This window comes from Lysinibacillus sp. FJAT-14222, from assembly GCF_001278875.1.
Classification (GTDB): domain Bacteria; phylum Bacillota; class Bacilli; order Bacillales_A; family Planococcaceae; genus Lysinibacillus; species Lysinibacillus agricola.
Genome location: NZ_LIYL01000031.1, coordinates 34,844 through 49,923, shown reverse-complemented (window position 1 = coordinate 49,923; position 15,080 = coordinate 34,844). Strand labels below are relative to the sequence as shown.

Annotated in this window: 18 protein-coding genes; 15 read left to right on the top strand and 3 right to left on the bottom strand. The window is 35.1% G+C overall.

Annotated features, from left to right (window positions below; translation table 11 throughout):
• Positions 1-195 precede the first annotated feature (195 nt).
• Positions 196-342, bottom strand: coding sequence for a YjcZ family sporulation protein (locus AN161_RS27590; RefSeq protein WP_075807256.1), 147 nt, complete (start codon positions 340-342; stop codon positions 196-198).
• Positions 343-1,080: 738 nt separating this feature from the next.
• Here AN161_RS27590 and AN161_RS14415 point away from each other — a divergent pair.
• From AN161_RS14415 to AN161_RS14375, 9 genes are all read left to right on the top strand, one after another.
• Positions 1,081-1,272 (top strand): hypothetical protein, encoded by a 192-nt coding sequence (locus tag AN161_RS14415; protein WP_053595060.1) that lies wholly within the window; start codon positions 1,081-1,083, stop codon positions 1,270-1,272.
• Positions 1,273-1,606: 334 nt separating this feature from the next.
• Entirely contained in the window at positions 1,607-1,927 is a 321-nt protein-coding gene (locus tag AN161_RS14410) for a metalloregulator ArsR/SmtB family transcription factor (protein WP_053595059.1), read from the top strand.
• Entirely contained in the window at positions 1,927-2,985 is a 1,059-nt protein-coding gene (gene arsB / locus AN161_RS14405) for an ACR3 family arsenite efflux transporter (protein ID WP_053595058.1), read from the top strand. Before AN161_RS14410 ends, arsB begins: the two co-directional genes overlap by 1 nt.
• A gap of 11 nt (positions 2,986-2,996) precedes the next feature.
• A complete protein-coding gene (gene arsC, locus AN161_RS14400) occupies positions 2,997-3,416 on the top strand; it encodes an arsenate reductase (thioredoxin) (RefSeq protein ID WP_053595057.1) in 420 nt (139 codons plus the stop codon).
• A 1-nt stretch (position 3,417) separates the two neighbouring features.
• Positions 3,418-3,777 (top strand): arsenite efflux transporter metallochaperone ArsD, encoded by a 360-nt coding sequence (arsD, locus tag AN161_RS14395; protein ID WP_053595056.1) that lies wholly within the window; start codon positions 3,418-3,420, stop codon positions 3,775-3,777.
• Positions 3,778-3,779: 2 nt separating this feature from the next.
• The gene (gene arsA, locus AN161_RS14390; protein ID WP_053595055.1) at positions 3,780-5,549 is read left to right on the top strand and encodes an arsenical pump-driving ATPase; all 1,770 of its coding nucleotides are present in this window, start codon (positions 3,780-3,782) and stop codon (positions 5,547-5,549) included.
• Positions 5,546-5,827 carry a Fe-S cluster assembly protein HesB gene (locus tag AN161_RS14385; protein ID WP_053595054.1) on the top strand — a complete coding sequence of 94 codons (282 nt, stop codon included), beginning with the start codon at positions 5,546-5,548 and terminating at the stop codon, positions 5,825-5,827. The genes arsA and AN161_RS14385 overlap by 4 nt, the downstream gene beginning before the upstream one ends.
• 13 nt (positions 5,828-5,840) lie before the next feature.
• Positions 5,841-6,644, top strand: coding sequence for an arsenite methyltransferase (locus tag AN161_RS14380; protein WP_053595053.1), 804 nt, complete (start codon positions 5,841-5,843; stop codon positions 6,642-6,644).
• Between the two features lie 211 nt (positions 6,645-6,855).
• Positions 6,856-8,001, top strand: coding sequence for an ABC transporter permease (locus AN161_RS14375; protein ID WP_053595052.1), 1,146 nt, complete (start codon positions 6,856-6,858; stop codon positions 7,999-8,001).
• 44 nt (positions 8,002-8,045) lie between these two features.
• On the opposite strand, the gene AN161_RS14370 is transcribed toward AN161_RS14375, so the two are convergent.
• Both AN161_RS14370 and AN161_RS14365 read right to left on the bottom strand, forming a co-directional pair.
• Complete coding sequence (locus tag AN161_RS14370; RefSeq protein WP_053595051.1) at positions 8,046-8,645, bottom strand: TetR/AcrR family transcriptional regulator; 600 nt, start codon at positions 8,643-8,645, stop codon at positions 8,046-8,048.
• A gap of 14 nt (positions 8,646-8,659) precedes the next feature.
• Positions 8,660-9,277 (bottom strand): TetR/AcrR family transcriptional regulator, encoded by a 618-nt coding sequence (locus tag AN161_RS14365; RefSeq protein WP_053595050.1) that lies wholly within the window; start codon positions 9,275-9,277, stop codon positions 8,660-8,662.
• 455 nt (positions 9,278-9,732) lie between these two features.
• Here AN161_RS14365 and AN161_RS14360 point away from each other — a divergent pair, with 455 nt between their 5' ends.
• From AN161_RS14360 to AN161_RS14335, 6 genes are all read left to right on the top strand, one after another.
• Positions 9,733-10,662 carry an ABC transporter ATP-binding protein gene (locus AN161_RS14360; protein ID WP_053595049.1) on the top strand — a complete coding sequence of 310 codons (930 nt, stop codon included), beginning with the start codon at positions 9,733-9,735 and terminating at the stop codon, positions 10,660-10,662.
• Positions 10,659-11,549: an ATP-binding cassette domain-containing protein gene (locus AN161_RS14355; protein WP_241774567.1), complete on the top strand. Its 891-nt coding sequence runs from the start codon at positions 10,659-10,661 to the stop codon at positions 11,547-11,549. The genes AN161_RS14360 and AN161_RS14355 overlap by 4 nt, the downstream gene beginning before the upstream one ends.
• Positions 11,542-12,327 carry an ABC transporter permease subunit gene (locus AN161_RS14350; RefSeq protein ID WP_053595047.1) on the top strand — a complete coding sequence of 262 codons (786 nt, stop codon included), beginning with the start codon at positions 11,542-11,544 and terminating at the stop codon, positions 12,325-12,327. The genes AN161_RS14355 and AN161_RS14350 overlap by 8 nt, the downstream gene beginning before the upstream one ends.
• Positions 12,328-12,688: 361 nt before the next feature.
• Complete coding sequence (locus AN161_RS14345; RefSeq protein WP_053595046.1) at positions 12,689-13,372, top strand: response regulator transcription factor; 684 nt, start codon at positions 12,689-12,691, stop codon at positions 13,370-13,372.
• Positions 13,372-14,511 carry a HAMP domain-containing sensor histidine kinase gene (locus AN161_RS14340; protein WP_053595045.1) on the top strand — a complete coding sequence of 380 codons (1,140 nt, stop codon included), beginning with the start codon at positions 13,372-13,374 and terminating at the stop codon, positions 14,509-14,511. Before AN161_RS14345 ends, AN161_RS14340 begins: the two co-directional genes overlap by 1 nt.
• Before the next feature lie 223 nt (positions 14,512-14,734).
• On the top strand, positions 14,735-14,983 hold the full coding sequence (locus AN161_RS14335; RefSeq protein WP_053595044.1) for a hypothetical protein: 249 nt from the start codon (positions 14,735-14,737) through the stop codon (positions 14,981-14,983).
• Positions 14,984-15,080: the final 97 nt, after the last annotated feature.

Genomic DNA, 15,080 nt, shown 5'->3' with positions numbered 1-15,080 from the left:
TTGACACTCATGCATCATACAAGAGGGCTTTTTCTTTTTCAAGCCCCTGAAAATCTTTCTAACAGGAATGCTCCTTATTGCTAAGCCATACCAACTTTGAGTCCTATAAAGAAGTAAAGTGAATTACTGAATAATATGAGAAAAGTAACTATAAAAGGGTCACCAGGCTGGAAGGCGACCCTTAAATCGGAAATGTTAATACTCTCTATGCATGAAAGTAGCGCCGATAATAATTAGAAGAATAAATAGAACAACAATTAAGGCAAATGATGAACCATTACGATTTCCGCCGCCGTAATAGCAACCTTCATTTATGCCACCAACATTTCCATAGTATCCCATAACGTATACCTCCTTTCTATAATATATAATATGTAAGCTGTAGAGAAGGAATGGGGTATTAAACCATTTAGCTATTGGCATTAAAAAATATATTTTTGTTAGATAAGACAATAAAAAAAGGGTCACTTGGGATAGGAGTGACCCTTAGTAACAAAATCCGGAGGTGTAAGGCTAAATTAGCTTTACATTACTATTAATATGACGTGGTAGCTATGTTTGTATAGTTAATTGCCTGAGAAGTAGATTTAAAAATAAAAAAACTGCGACGGTCAACCAACGCCCCAGCCTTTATAAGTGTGTGAATAGTACAGGGAGATAGAATTTAATTGTGTTAATGAAAAATTTGAGGAAAAAGGGTCATTCCTTAAGACAGGAGTGTCCAAATATAAATATAAGGATGTGTTTTTTTGGAGGTGAGGTAAAAAGTTGTAAGTTACCGTTTATTGATGATAACACTACCATTTTATGCTACCTAAACAGGAGCATATAGCATTTGAGGAAAAAGAGAATACAAAATGAACATTTAATGAGACTGGAATAATAGAAAGAAGAACAACCGCCATAAATGCTAGGAGTTATGTAAGATTTAGTCAACGAGCAATTTAAAACGATTGAAGAGTCTTACAGATTAAGTATGTTTGTCCAAATTTATTTTATACGTAAGGAGGATATATTGACTTATTTTGATATATGGAGCAACTACTTTTTATGGGATGATGTTCTAGTGCTTTTTTACAATTGGTAAGAGTATCAGAACATAACCTATTAATAGGTTTAATTGGCAATACAGGATTTCCGATTGTCGCTTTTTTATTAATCTTTTGGAAGTTTGATAAATCACTAGGTTTGCTTGCAGAGGCTGTAAATAATAACACGAATGCGGTTCAATTATTATTACAAAAAGAAAACCAAGAAAATAAAAATAAGTAATTTGGTGTTACAATTAACGATATTTTTTTGATGTTAAATATGTAAAATGAACACAATTATGGATGTGAATTTTCTTTTTTTGCTTTAAAATAGAACGATGTTTCTTCTAAACTTAATATAGGGACTTAGATATTTATTAGTTATGTGCGCAATCAACACATAAAAGAAACAGTTATTAAACAAATAAAAAAAATTTCTACACAACTATTGCAATTAAAGAAATGCAACCTTAATATAAGTATATAGTTATATATTAATTTAGTCACCTGTACTAATCCGGTGATTTTATTTTAGATTAAATATAAGTAAATGATTATATAAGGAGAGCAGATAGATGGAAAACACATCAATTGAAAAACAATTAAAAGCAGCAGCTGACTTAAATCGAATTAAATTACTGGCATGTATGAAAAATGGGGAGGTATGTGTATGTGATTTTGTGGATGTTTTAGGCATTTCACAACCAGCAGTTAGCCAGCATCTTCGAAAATTAAAGGAGGCAGGCATTATTACGGAACGAAAGGTTGGTACATGGAAACATTATCGTCTAGTTGAGGATCAAACGCCACTTATGAAAGGTATTTTAGAACAAATTGAGCCTTTAAATGGATGCAATTGCGGCTCTGACTGTACACACATAGGGGAGGAAAATTAATGGATAATGAATCTTTAACAAAACAGCTTTCGTTTTTAGATCGCTACCTTACTCTTTGGATTTTTGTTGCTATGGGTATTGGCGTTTTATTAAGTATTACAATGCCAAATATCGGTGAAGCATTAGAATCTATGTCGGTTGGTACAACATCGATAACTATTGCCATAGGGTTAATTGTGATGATGTATCCACCACTGGCAAAAGTAAAATATGAGGAAATGTGGCGTGTGTTTAAGGATTGGAAAGTTCTTTTACTGTCACTTTTCCAAAACTGGCTATTGGGCCCCTTTTTAATGTTCTTTTTAGCCATTATCTTCTTACGAGATTACCCGGAGTATATGGCTGGGCTCATTATGATTGGTTTAGCTCGATGTATTGCAATGGTAATCGTGTGGAATGATTTAGCGCGGGGAGATCGCGAATATGTAGCTGGTCTAGTTGCCTTTAACTCCATCTTTCAAATCGTAACATATTCGGTTTTTGCTTACTTTTTCTTAAATGTATTACCTGGTTGGTTTGGATTAGAGAATTTTAATGTATCCATTTCCATGTGGGAAATTACGAAAAGCGTCCTTATTTACTTAGGATTACCATTTGCTGCTGGATTCCTAACACGTTTGATAGGTATCAAAACAAAAGGGAAAGAGTGGTATGAGGAAAAGTTCTTACCAAAGATTTCACCACTTACTTTAATCGCACTTCTGTTCACAATTGTGATGATGTTTGCCTTAAAGGGTGAGAAATTAGTGGAATTACCACTTGATGTAGTCCGAATTGCGATTCCATTATTTATTTACTTTATTGTAATGTTTGCTGTTTCATTCTTTTCTTCCCATAAAGTAGGTGCATCTTATCCCGTCACAGCAGCTCTTTCTTTTACAGCGGCAAGTAACAACTTTGAGTTAGCCATTGCTGTAGCTGTAGGTGTTTTTGGACTTCATAGTGGAGTGGCTTTTGCCGCTGTTATTGGTCCACTTGTTGAAGTACCAGTACTCATTGGGCTTGTATGGGTTGCCTTACGCTGGCAGAAGAAATATTTTAAAACCATTAAATTATAGGGGTACTTTTTATGACAAATACACTTTATTTCTTATGTACAGGAAATTCATGCCGTAGTCAAATGGCTGAAGGGTGGGCAAGAAAATTATTGCCTACAGATTGGATAGTTAAAAGTGCTGGTATTGAAGCACATGGAGTAAATCCGAAAGCTATCAAAGCCATGGCTGAGGTAGGAGTTGATATTTCGAATCATACATCTGATCTAATTGAATTCGAGACATTAAATAATGCAACACTAGTTGTTACACTTTGTGGAGATGCAGCTGATAAATGTCCGATGACGCCACCTCATGTTCGTCGTGAGCATTGGGGTTTTGACGATCCAGCAAAAGCGTCAGGTACAGAAGAAGAGAAATGGGCGGTTTTCCAAAATGTTCGTGATGCTATTGGAAAACGAATTGAAAAATTTGTAGCTGAGGAGCTGAAATAAAATGAAAAAAATTCATATTTATGAGCCAGCGATGTGCTGTTCTACAGGAGTATGTGGACCATCTATTGACCCAGAGTTATTACGTATGTCATTTGTAATGAATAATTTAAAGAAAACAGATATAGAGGCCGAACGATTTAATTTAACAAATGAACCAAATGCCTTTGTAGAGAATGAGGCAATTAATCAGCTTTTAATGTCCGAAGGCATGGATGCCTTACCAGCAACATTTGTAGATGGAGAGTTACTTTGTAAAGGAAAATACCCTACTAATGCACAGTTTTCACAGTGGTCAGGACTTTCTGAAGAAGAATTAGTACAAAAACCCAAAGTACGTTTGTCATTAAAAGGAGATGCGTAAAAATGGAACGCTTTACAAGAAGCCAATTCCCGGACACTCCTTTCCTCTTTTTCACAGGGAAAGGGGGCGTTGGAAAAACATCTGTTGCTAGTAGCTTATCAATAGCAATTGCAGGTGAGGGAAAAAAGGTGTTACTAATTAGTACGGACCCAGCATCTAACTTACAAGATATTTTTGGTCAAACACTTTCTAATACCCCGACAAAGATTGAAGGTGTAGACAATTTATTTGCATTAAATTTAGATCCTGAACAAGCAGCTCAACATTACAAAGAACAGATGGTTGGCCCGTACCGAGAGAAACTGCCTGAAGTAGTCCTTCAAAACATGGAGGAACAACTTTCAGGTGCTTGTACAGTTGAAATTGCTGCATTCAATGAATTTGCGAAGCTACTGACAGATCGTTCAGTGATTGAAAATTTCGACACAATTGTGTTTGACACAGCTCCAACAGGGCATACATTACGTCTATTACAACTACCTTCTGCCTGGTCTACATTTCTAGATGATAATACCACTGGTACTTCGTGTTTAGGTCCGTTAAAAGGACTAGAGCCACAGCGTGAAATCTACAAAGAGGCTGTTGAGCGTTTAAAAAGCGCCGATCAAACGGCACTAATGCTTGTGACACGTCCAGACGTAAACCCTTTAAAAGAGACAGCACGTGCTTCCAACGAACTGTTTGAAATCGGTATTCAAAATCAGATTTTACTAGTTAATGGCTATATGAAAGATCTTAATTCTAATGATGAAATGGAGAAGGCATTCATTGCACGCCAAATAAAAGCATTAGAGTTGATTCCTAAAGAGTTAAAGCAATTTGAACAATACTACTTACCGTTTGTACCATACTCATTATCAAGTATGGAGCGTATGCAAGCATGGATGACAGATCAAGATATCACACATGAAAATGAAATAGAAAAAGGTATGACAATCCCTGAAGTAGAAGAAATGATTGCTGATTATTTGGAACGGAAACCAAAGATTATTTTTACGATGAGTAAAGGTGGTGTTGGTAAAACAACAGTTGCTTCGTATATTGCTCTTCGCTTAGCAGAAGAGGGTATGCATGTGCATTTAACTACGACAGACCCAGCAGCGCATCTAAATTGGACATTCGGTGATGACAAAATTAAAAATGTAACGGTAAGTCGTATTGATCCGAAATCAGAAGTTGCAAATTATGAAGCAGAAGTGCTGGCAAAGGCAAGTGAAACAATGAATGAAGAAGGCTTAGCATTTGTACAAGAAGACTTGGCCTCTCCTTGTACAGAGGAAATTGCCGTATTTAGAGCATTTGCCAATGTTGTAGAGAATCATAAAGATGAAATAATTATTATTGATACAGCTCCAACTGGCCATACCTTATTGTTATTAGATGCCACTGAAGCCTATCATCGTGAAATAAGCCGTTCGCAGGGTGAAATCCCTCTAGCTGTTTCAAACCTGTTACCAAGATTACGTGATGCGAATTATACAAGTGTAGCAATCGTAACATTACCTGAAGCAACACCTGTTTTTGAAGCAACACGTTTACAGCAAGATTTACAGCGTGCAGGATTGTCTGTTAATTGGTGGGTTGTCAATCAGACATTTTCATCTATCGAAACAACTAGTCCAACATTGATACAAAAACAACAAGCTGAAACAAAATGGTTTGAAGAAATCAAATCCTTCAGCAACAATCAATTCGTGGCAATCCCATGGGTAAAAACACCACCAGTTGGAACAAAAGGTTTACATGAACTTAAAGGAGAGAAAAACAAATGAAAATGAGTTCAGAAGGTAAAAATTATTTAGAGCAAGTACTAACTGATTCAGAGGTGAAAACACTTCGTTTCTTTGGCATTCCAGGTTGCTGTGGTGTTAATTTAGGGGTGGGCTTAGCAGCACCAACAAATGAAGATGCTGTAGAGACAATTGAAGGGATCGAAGTTGCCATTCATCCAGATATTGCACCTCAGTTAACAGAAGTCACAATTCATGCAGAAGAAGAGAATGGCGAACTAGGTTTAGTATTATTGGGATATTCGCCAACATCTTGTTAAGGAGTGGTTTTAAATGAAAAGAGAAGATGATATTCGTGCAAATGTACGTGATAATTATGCGAAAGTAGCCTTAAAATTAAACAGCACACAAGGATGCTGTACACCAGCCTCTAGCTGTTGTAATCCAAATGACAATCAAAACATTTCCATTGAAGAAATTTCGCTAAAAATGGGCTATACAAAAGAAGAGCTAGAATCTATTCCTGACGGAGCAAATATGGGACTTAGTTGTGGCAATCCACAAACGATCGCTGATTTGAAGCCTGGAGAAATTGTTGTCGATTTAGGTTCTGGTGGTGGTTTTGATTGTTTCCTAGCAGCACCAAAAGTAGGTAGAGAAGGTCAAGTAATTGGCATTGATATGACACCTGAAATGATTTCTAAGGCACGTTGTAGCGCAGAAAAGCCAGGTTTTGAAAATGTAGAGTTTCGTTTAGGTGAAATTGAACATATGCCTGTTGCTGATCATACAGCTGATATTATCATTTCAAATTGTGTGATCAATCTTTCGCCAAACAAACAACAAGTATTTAAAGAAGCTTTCCGTATTTTAAAAACAGGGGGTCGTTTAGCGATTTCAGATGTTGTGTTAACGGCAACCTTACCAGAAAGTTATTTATCAGATATGAATTTATATTCTGGTTGCATCTCTGGGGCTATTTCAATTGCAGAATATGAAGTACTTTTAAAAGATGCAGGCTTTACAAATATCTCAATTGAACCAAAAGATGATTCAAAAGAACTTATCCGTGAATGGGAACCTAATTATGATTTAGAAAATTATATTGTCTCAGCTATTATTCTGGCCGTTAAATAGAAGGATGAACAACGATGACTGTTAATCATGCAAGTATGTTCAGCCACAAAGTACGTACAACTTTATAAAAACAATAAATTTAATAAACATATCCACCACAGATGTTCATTACTCAACGTTTCGCTATCATTTGCCGATAGCGTTTAATCATCTATTCACTTATATTTATATTAATAAACCAACACAATGTTTATTAATTGGAGGAGAAAAGATGAAAAACAAATTTTTAGTACTACCATTTATTGCGGTCATCGTGTTAGGAATTATTTTTCTATCAACACAAATTCCAGCTGTTAAAATGAGTCCAAAAGATTTACCTGCTGCTCTTGTGTCCGAAGATGCTGGAGAAATGGGAGATACCTTATTGCAGAATTTGCAAAATCAATTAGCAGCAACGGGAATGGATACGATTAAGTTCAAAGTTTACGACTCAGTTAAATCGATGGAAGAAGCGATGAAAGAACAAGAGGTGTATGGGGGATTAGTGATACCTGAAAATTTCTCTGCACAATTTGCTTCGTTACAAACACCTTCTCCTGAAAATCCAAAGATGCTCATTTATATTAATCAAGGAGCAAATACAACAGTATCAACAATGCTAACATCTGCCTTGGATAACATTGTTAAGCAACTGAATTCGGTAATGAGTACACAATTGCTTCAAAATATTGAGCAAGCAAACGTACCAATTCAAGCAGGTCAGGTCACAACATTAGTTGCACCCATTCATGCGGAAACGATTTATGTAAACGCTGTAGGGGATTTAGGATCTGCCCCAACAGCATTCTTCCAACCTCTTTGGTTTGCGAGTATTATCGGAGCTGTTTTAATTTATTTAGCGCAGAAGAAGACTACTTTTATTTCAAAGAAACAAAAGCTACAATTCAATTTAGTACAATCCATTGTTGCAATCATCTACGCGTTTTTTGCTGGCTATTTTGTCACTTGGTCAACAACATGGATACTAGGTTTTTCTTTCGAAAGTTTCAATAAAGTCGCCTTATTTAGTTCGCTTGCATGTTTAGGTTTCTTATTTTTAATACTAGCAACGATTACTTGGTTAAGTCTACCTAGCTTAGTTGTCTTCGTTTTACTGATGTTCTTTGGATTACCTTTAATTCAATTGGCACCTGAAATGTTACCAGCTTTTTATCAAGATTACATTTTACCATGGTTGCCGATGAAGTTTTTAATTAATGGTTTAAAAGATATTTTATACTTCGGTCAGGGTGTATTTAATGGAAATGGCGTGGTATTATCCTGGATTGCAGTAATTTCGTTTATTTTACTATGGGTAAAGCAGCTTATTGAAAAGCCTAGTCAACCTGAAGAAATAGATACGGAAGTTATAAAATAAAATAATAACAGGCCTCTGCATTAAAAGTAGGGGCCTGTTATTATTTATTTAGTAGATGGGAGAACCCCAAAAGCTTCTATGGGCCCTTTAAAAATAATATCGGTTATCATTTTAGCTAATTGTTCCGGTGTTTGTTTCATATCTGATTTAAGCCAATATTGAATCACACTAATAAACGTTGCACTTCCAAATAGCGCCAAAAAATCAACGGGGTATGAAAATTGATGTTCGGTCACTTTTGATGGTGTGTAATTTCGGAACATATATATAAATGCATTCTTTACTCGATCTTGAAAGGTAAAGATTCCTCTTGTTTTTAATAAAATTGAGAGTAATTCTCTTTCTTCTTGTAAACAATGAAAAACGTGAACGATGGTAGGATACCGTTTATGAAGAAATTCACTCATAGTATCATCATCCTTTAAATACGCCAATACAACATGCTCAAGCTTCTCAAATAGCTCTTGCTCGTACTTTTCCAACAGATCATATTTATCAATGTAATGTAAATAAAAAGTTCCTCGATTGATATTTGCACGTTCTGTAATATCTAAAACTGTTATTACCTCAAAATCCTTTTCGTCCATCAATGAAAGTAGTGCCTTCCGTATTTCTTTTCTTGTTTTCACCACACGTCGATCCATATTTCCCCTCCCAATTACTTTTTTAAACCTGCAGCAAAGAAAGGGCCATTTATAGTCATCGTGGATAAAATACGAGCCATCTCTTGCGGTGATTTCTCTCCATCACTGTTAAGCCATTGCTGAATAACACCTATATGTGCCGATGCAACATAGGAAATTAAGTATTCAGCCGGAACTAGGAAATTCTCCTGCTTAATAAGTGGATTATTGTTACTTTCAAATAGTGTTTTCCATATGAACTTTTTTAATTTAGTTTGGAACGATAAATCTCCTTTTGGACCCAACATGGCTTTCATAAACCGTCTATTTTGATCTATATATTCAAAAATTGAAACCATAATGGTAAAAGGGGTAGTAGTTGGAGTGTTCGCTTCAATGTCTGCAATGAGATCCGGATAATTCTTTATGATCATATCAGCCATTTCTTGCATAAATTCTTCCTCACATTTGTTCATTAAATCATACTTATCTTGATAATGGGCATAAAAGGTTCCACGATTAATTTTTGCCTTAGTTGTTATATCTTTAACGGTAACTGCCTCAAAACCTTTTTCTTCTATCAAATCGATCAATGCATCCCGGATAGATTCTTTTGTACGAACGACACGTAAATCTGTATTTATATCCCGCATATTATTTCCCTCCTAATTTTTTACCAACACATTCAGGAAAGGTGTCGGCTAAACGACACATCCGTTAATTCTGATTATTGATAAGAGTTTTATCGATGATTATAATTTGAAGTGTAATAGAACAACGTGTTGTTTATCATTGTAACTGAAAATAAGGGGGAAATAAAGTGGTCGTGATTCTTTTCCCTCCATACAATTTTCAAAAGATAACACCTCTTCGTGTGAAGCATATATATTTTTCATTGAGGGAAATAATACTTTAGCATCAACCATTGTGACTTCGGTAGTAGTAGTGCTATTGCCATCACGATTTATACCATTATCATTATTTAGATAAAGGTTTATCTAAGAAAGCAGGTTGAGGTTTATTCAACAGTATGTTCGGAAAGAGATTGTATTAATACGATAGTATAGCTAAAATGGCTAAATTTCATAGAGATTCGAGGAGTGAGAAGATGACGGTGATTTCATTACAACATGTCACAAAGGATTATGGACATGGACGGGGGATTTTTGATGTTTCATTCAATGTTGAAAAAGGTACTGTGTATGGATTTTTAGGGCCAAATGGGGCTGGAAAAACGACTGCCATTCGTCACATTATGGGATTTTCAAAACCGCAACAAGGTATCGTTACCGTAAATGGTCTCGATAGTTGGACAAATGCTAGTACCATCCAAGAAAAGCTCGGCTATTTACCTGGCGAAGTAGCTTTGCCGGAAAATTTATCAGGTGAGCAATTCATTCAAATGATGATGGATTTACGAAAAGTTAAAGATGATACACATTGTAAAAAACTAATCGATTTCTTTGAACTTGATGCTTCAGGAAAGATAAAACGTATGTCACTTGGTATGAAAAGAAAATTAGCGATTGTGACGGCATTCATGCATGATCCGGATGTACTCGTACTCGATGAGCCAACAAGTGGTTTAGACCCAATTATGCAGCAACGCTTTATCGATTTCGTGAAAGAAGAAAAAAAACGTGGCAAAACAATATTACTTTCAAGTCATATATTTACTGAAGTCGATGCTACTTGTGATGAAATTTCGATTATTAAAGATGGACATTTGATTTCTTCATTTAACAAACAAGAATTATTAAAAATGACAGAAAAGGTCTTTAATTTGACAGTCCAAAACGCAATGCATTATACGCAGCTTGTGCAGATGATTGAATCGAATGCAGCAATCCATCTACTCTTTAAAAATGAACAAACAAATGAGCTTCAAGTAGGTTGCTATCCAGGTGACTTACCACAACTCATCAAATTATTAGCCGATTTTCCTATCTCAAGTTTCAACGAAGTGCCGTTTAGTTTAGAAAAGCATTTCATGGAATTTTATGATAGACGTGTAGGAGGGGAATTAGCGTGGCAATGATTGAATTACAAAATGTAACGAAAGATTACGGAGATAGTCGAGGGATTTTTAATATCAACCTTTCAATTGAATCCGGTGAAGCATTTGGGTTTGCTGGTACAAACGGAGCAGGGAAAACAACGACGATTCGCCATTTAATGGGGTTTTTAAAACCAAATACCGGAACAGTGAAAATTAAGAACCTAGATGCGTGGCATAATGCTGCGGAAATTAAGCAGTGGGTTGGCTATATTCCAGGAGAAATTGCCTTTCCTGATGTGAAAACTGGCTGGGAGTTCATTCATCAACAAGCAGAACTTTTAAAACTAACGGATTTAAGCTATGCAAACCAAATAATTGAAAGACTGCAGCTTGACCCTTCAGCAAATATTAAACGTATGTCAAAGGGAATGAAACAGAAAACCGCGATTGTTGTCGCATTGATGGCCAACGCTCCAATTCTTATTTTAGATGAGCCTACAACGGGACTTGATCCATTAATGCGTGCGGAATTTATACAAATTATCAAAGAGGAAAAAGCTAAAGGCAAAACGATTTTTATGTCTAGCCATATGTTCGAAGAAATCGAAGAAACTTGTGATAAAGTGGCGATGATTAAAGAGGGTAAAATAATTACGATCAAATCCATTTCAACGATTACGTCAAATGAAAATCAACAATTTATCATCGAGTTTAGTAATGAGCAGGAATGTACTCGTTTTATTCAAGAGAAGATCGATTCGGTGGCTATTAGTAATACAACTGTTTCTGTAAATGTTGAAAATAATACATTAAATAAATTTTTAGCTGTTTTATCAACGTATCAATTCGATAATTTAACAGAACAAAAACATACGCTTCAAGAGCAGTTCTATCACCTATACTCAGGAGGACAATCTAATGATTAATGGTACGATTTTTAAACAAACCTTACGCGCAAATGTGAAACTTTGGCTTATTTTCACTATTGTTTTAACTATATTACAAGTAGTAATGATTGCTGTATTCGATGCTAGTACATTAACAGATGTTAGTCAATTAGTAGAAGGTACACCACTAGCAGGATTACTTGGAAAGACGACGTTACTAAGTATGCTTGCTTCAACATTTTATTCAATTCATGGTGTCATATTCCCAATTATTTTCATCATTATGACAGCAAATAGTTTAATTGCATCTCAAGTTGATCGCGGCTCCATGGCCTACTTATTATCAACACCAACGAAACGATCTACAATTATTGTTACACAAGCTTTTTACTTAATTATAGCTTTAGTTGTCATGTTCTTTATTGAAACAGCTGCTGGTCTTGTAACCATTCAAGTGTTCCAATCTAACACAGATATTGTGGTAGCTGATTTTGTTATGCTGAATGTTGGTTTATTATTATTAATGTTTGCAATTAGCGGTATTTCGTTCTTTTTCTCAAGCTATTGCAACTTAACGAAAAACTCCCTTGCTTTTGGGGCTGGTATTCCTATTGCCTTTTTCTTATTTCAGTTGCTAAGCTCAGTTGACGAAAGCCTTAATGTACTTAATTACTTCACAGTTAATGCATTATTTGATACAACTGCTATTCTAGAAGGCGAAAACTATTGGTGGAAGCTACTCATTCTTTTAGGTATTGGCATAGTTCTCTATATAGCAAGTCTAGAAGTATTTAAACGAAAAGACCTTCCGCTTTAATCTTCATAAAAACGAGCATTGAATATCACTGAATCTTAAAATATTCAGATATGTGTTATAGAATATCGTTAAAATAAACAGCTTTACAATTAATGGCACCTCCAATTGTTAGACAAAAATCTAACCTATTGGAGGTGCTTTTATTTTCAGTATCGACTCCGTAAAGTCGATGTAATAGTATCAACTTATGAACTTTACTACAGGAAGGAAAGCAGGTCGAAAATTTGCTATAAATCAAAGCATAAACTAGTTACAATGAAAGTATTCCTTTACAGAAATAAATTACTATTTAATAATAATTGCTTAACATAGATTTAACACACACCTATTTAAAATAATAAAAATGAGGTGATTACGATATATGAGAATTCTTGTTGTTGAAGATGAGATAGATTTACAGGAAGCTATTGCTGAGGGACTTAGAATAGATGGGTATGCAGTTGATACATGTAGTAATGGAGAAGATGCTTATGAACTGGCGTACGTTGAAAATTATGACTTAATAATACTTGATTTAAATCTTCCAAAAATGGACGGATTAAAGGTTTTAGAAAAGTTAAGAGAAGAAAATAAAGAAATAAAAGTCTTAATCCTTAGTGCAAGAAGTAGCGTAAATGACAAAGTTAAAGGTTTAGATATTGGTGCAAATGATTATTTAGCTAAACCATTTGCCTTTGCAGAATTGGAAGCAAGAATTAGAAATTTATTAAGGCGAAAATTTGTGCAGGAAAATAACCTTTTATCTTGCGGTAATATAAAAATTGATTTATTAAAACGCACCGCATTTATGGGTGAAAAAGAACTAAAACTAACAAAAAAAGAATTCGCATTGCTTGAATACTTCCTGCTTAATCAAGAAAAGGTAATCAGTCAAGAAGAATTAATTGAACACATTTGGGATGAAAATGCCGATAGCTTTAGTGGTGCTATTCGAGTTCATATAGCTACATTACGAAAAAAACTGAAAGCTCTTTTAGACTATGATCCAATACGTACTAAGATTGGTGAGGGTTATTTTATTACTAAAAATGATGGTGATGCTTGATGTTTAAAAAAATGCCAATTCGGCTGCGACTTACTGTAATGATGGTAATTTTGTTAACGATTTGTTGTGTAGGGCTTACATTAATTTTAAATTTTTCTGCTGGTATAATGGCAACGAGAATTGATGCAGCGGTTCTATCACCTGCACAAGTGGTTGGTGAAGATAGCAATATTATTGACAATCTCCAAACGCCATCAAATGCCATGATGACTACACCATCAGAAGATGTACAAGAAGCAAGAACGGACTTTCAGATTAAAAGTGTTTTTTATCTGCTTTTAGTCATTGTCGGTGGGGGCATATTGACATATTATGTATCGGGCAAAGTGTTAAAACCACTTGATACACTAAATAGTCAAATTAAGAATAGGACTGTGCATAATCTATCGGAAACGATGGACATTCCACCAACCAATGATGAAATAGCTGAGCTAACGCAGTCTTTTAATGAAATGACGGATAAGCTAAACGATGCTTTTATGATGCAAAGCCGCTTTTCTGCAAGTGCGGCCCATGAACTCCGAACGCCACTTGCGGTTTTAAAAGCAAAGGTTGATGTATTTAAAAAGAAACATACACATTCTACAGAAGAATATATTGCTTTGATTTCTGTTTTTGAAAAGCAAACACAGCGATTATCCGAGCTTGTTCGTAGCCTTTTGGATATGACAAATATGAATGTTGGATTTGAAAATGAAACTATTTGTTTGAAGGATGTTTTAGAAGATATTGTTTCCGAACTTTCTCATATTGCTAATGAAAAAAATGTTACATTATATTTGGATTGCGCTGATGCTGTTGTTTATGGAAATATAGACTTACTTTATCAAGCGTTCTATAACCTTGTTGAAAATGGTATTAAATACAATATCGATGGCGGTAAGGTAATGATTAAAGTTAAATCGGATAAAAAGCAGATAATAGTTGACATTAAAGACACTGGAATTGGTATTCCCGATGAAGAAAAGAAGAATATATTTGAACCGTTTTACCGAGTGGATAAATCACGCTCTCGTGAAATGGGCGGTTCAGGCTTGGGACTTTCTATTGTGCAAAGTATCATAAACAAACATAACGGAAAAATTACAGTTACAGACAATAAAAATGGCGGTACTTGGTTTAAGATTATATTAAATTAATTTAACAGGATATGTAAAAGGCTTTAAGTGGCAGTTAGAACTGTTTATTTAAGGCTTTTTTTTCGGATTTTGGAGAAGTATTCCTCTTAACACGGATTTAACATGGATTGTTATATATTGGTGACATCCAATAGAAATGGTGCAGGCAATCCGATTCTATTGTGAGATTATGGAATCTATCCATCGTAGGGTAGAGGCTAAAAACAATTTAGGAGGAATTTATATGAAGAAAACATTATCAATCGCTACACTTATGCTAGGGTTATCTGTTGTTGCAGGATCTGCATATGCTGCGAGCAACAACGACATGTGGGAAACTACTAAATCCAGTGAACCTGTCAATTTAGAAGAAATGGCTAAAGAAAAAGGGATCACGTTAGATGAACTGATTGCTCAGCTTGAAAAAGAAGGGAAGCTGACAAAAGCCGCTAGTGTAACAGAAGCCATGTCAGCAGAAAAAAACAATAAGTAACATATAGAGAGTTACTGGAGCTGTAACAAAAGTAAACTTCTGCTTGGGGGAGAGCTTTTGTTACAGCTTTTCTTTGCTTTAATATTGTGCTGCTTTC

What these genes read in the sequence shown, in the direction of transcription:
- AN161_RS27590 (WP_075807256.1), bottom strand. Translation starts at nt 342, where the DNA reads ATGGGATACTATGGAAATGTTGGTGGCATAAATGAAGGTTGCTATTAC.
- AN161_RS14410 (WP_053595059.1), top strand. Translation starts at nt 1,607, where the DNA reads ATGGAAAACACATCAATTGAAAAACAATTAAAAGCAGCAGCTGACTTA.
- arsB (WP_053595058.1), top strand. Translation starts at nt 1,927, where the DNA reads ATGGATAATGAATCTTTAACAAAACAGCTTTCGTTTTTAGATCGCTAC.
- arsC (WP_053595057.1), top strand. Translation starts at nt 2,997, where the DNA reads ATGACAAATACACTTTATTTCTTATGTACAGGAAATTCATGCCGTAGT.
- arsD (WP_053595056.1), top strand. Translation starts at nt 3,418, where the DNA reads ATGAAAAAAATTCATATTTATGAGCCAGCGATGTGCTGTTCTACAGGA.
- arsA (WP_053595055.1), top strand. Translation starts at nt 3,780, where the DNA reads ATGGAACGCTTTACAAGAAGCCAATTCCCGGACACTCCTTTCCTCTTT.
- AN161_RS14385 (WP_053595054.1), top strand. Translation starts at nt 5,546, where the DNA reads ATGAAAATGAGTTCAGAAGGTAAAAATTATTTAGAGCAAGTACTAACT.
- AN161_RS14380 (WP_053595053.1), top strand. Translation starts at nt 5,841, where the DNA reads ATGAAAAGAGAAGATGATATTCGTGCAAATGTACGTGATAATTATGCG.
- AN161_RS14375 (WP_053595052.1), top strand. Translation starts at nt 6,856, where the DNA reads ATGAAAAACAAATTTTTAGTACTACCATTTATTGCGGTCATCGTGTTA.
- AN161_RS14370 (WP_053595051.1), bottom strand. Translation starts at nt 8,645, where the DNA reads ATGGATCGACGTGTGGTGAAAACAAGAAAAGAAATACGGAAGGCACTA.
- AN161_RS14365 (WP_053595050.1), bottom strand. Translation starts at nt 9,277, where the DNA reads ATGCGGGATATAAATACAGATTTACGTGTCGTTCGTACAAAAGAATCT.
- AN161_RS14360 (WP_053595049.1), top strand. Translation starts at nt 9,733, where the DNA reads ATGACGGTGATTTCATTACAACATGTCACAAAGGATTATGGACATGGA.
- AN161_RS14355 (WP_241774567.1), top strand. Translation starts at nt 10,659, where the DNA reads ATGATTGAATTACAAAATGTAACGAAAGATTACGGAGATAGTCGAGGG.
- AN161_RS14350 (WP_053595047.1), top strand. Translation starts at nt 11,542, where the DNA reads ATGATTAATGGTACGATTTTTAAACAAACCTTACGCGCAAATGTGAAA.
- AN161_RS14345 (WP_053595046.1), top strand. Translation starts at nt 12,689, where the DNA reads ATGAGAATTCTTGTTGTTGAAGATGAGATAGATTTACAGGAAGCTATT.
- AN161_RS14340 (WP_053595045.1), top strand. Translation starts at nt 13,372, where the DNA reads ATGTTTAAAAAAATGCCAATTCGGCTGCGACTTACTGTAATGATGGTA.
- AN161_RS14335 (WP_053595044.1), top strand. Translation starts at nt 14,735, where the DNA reads ATGAAGAAAACATTATCAATCGCTACACTTATGCTAGGGTTATCTGTT.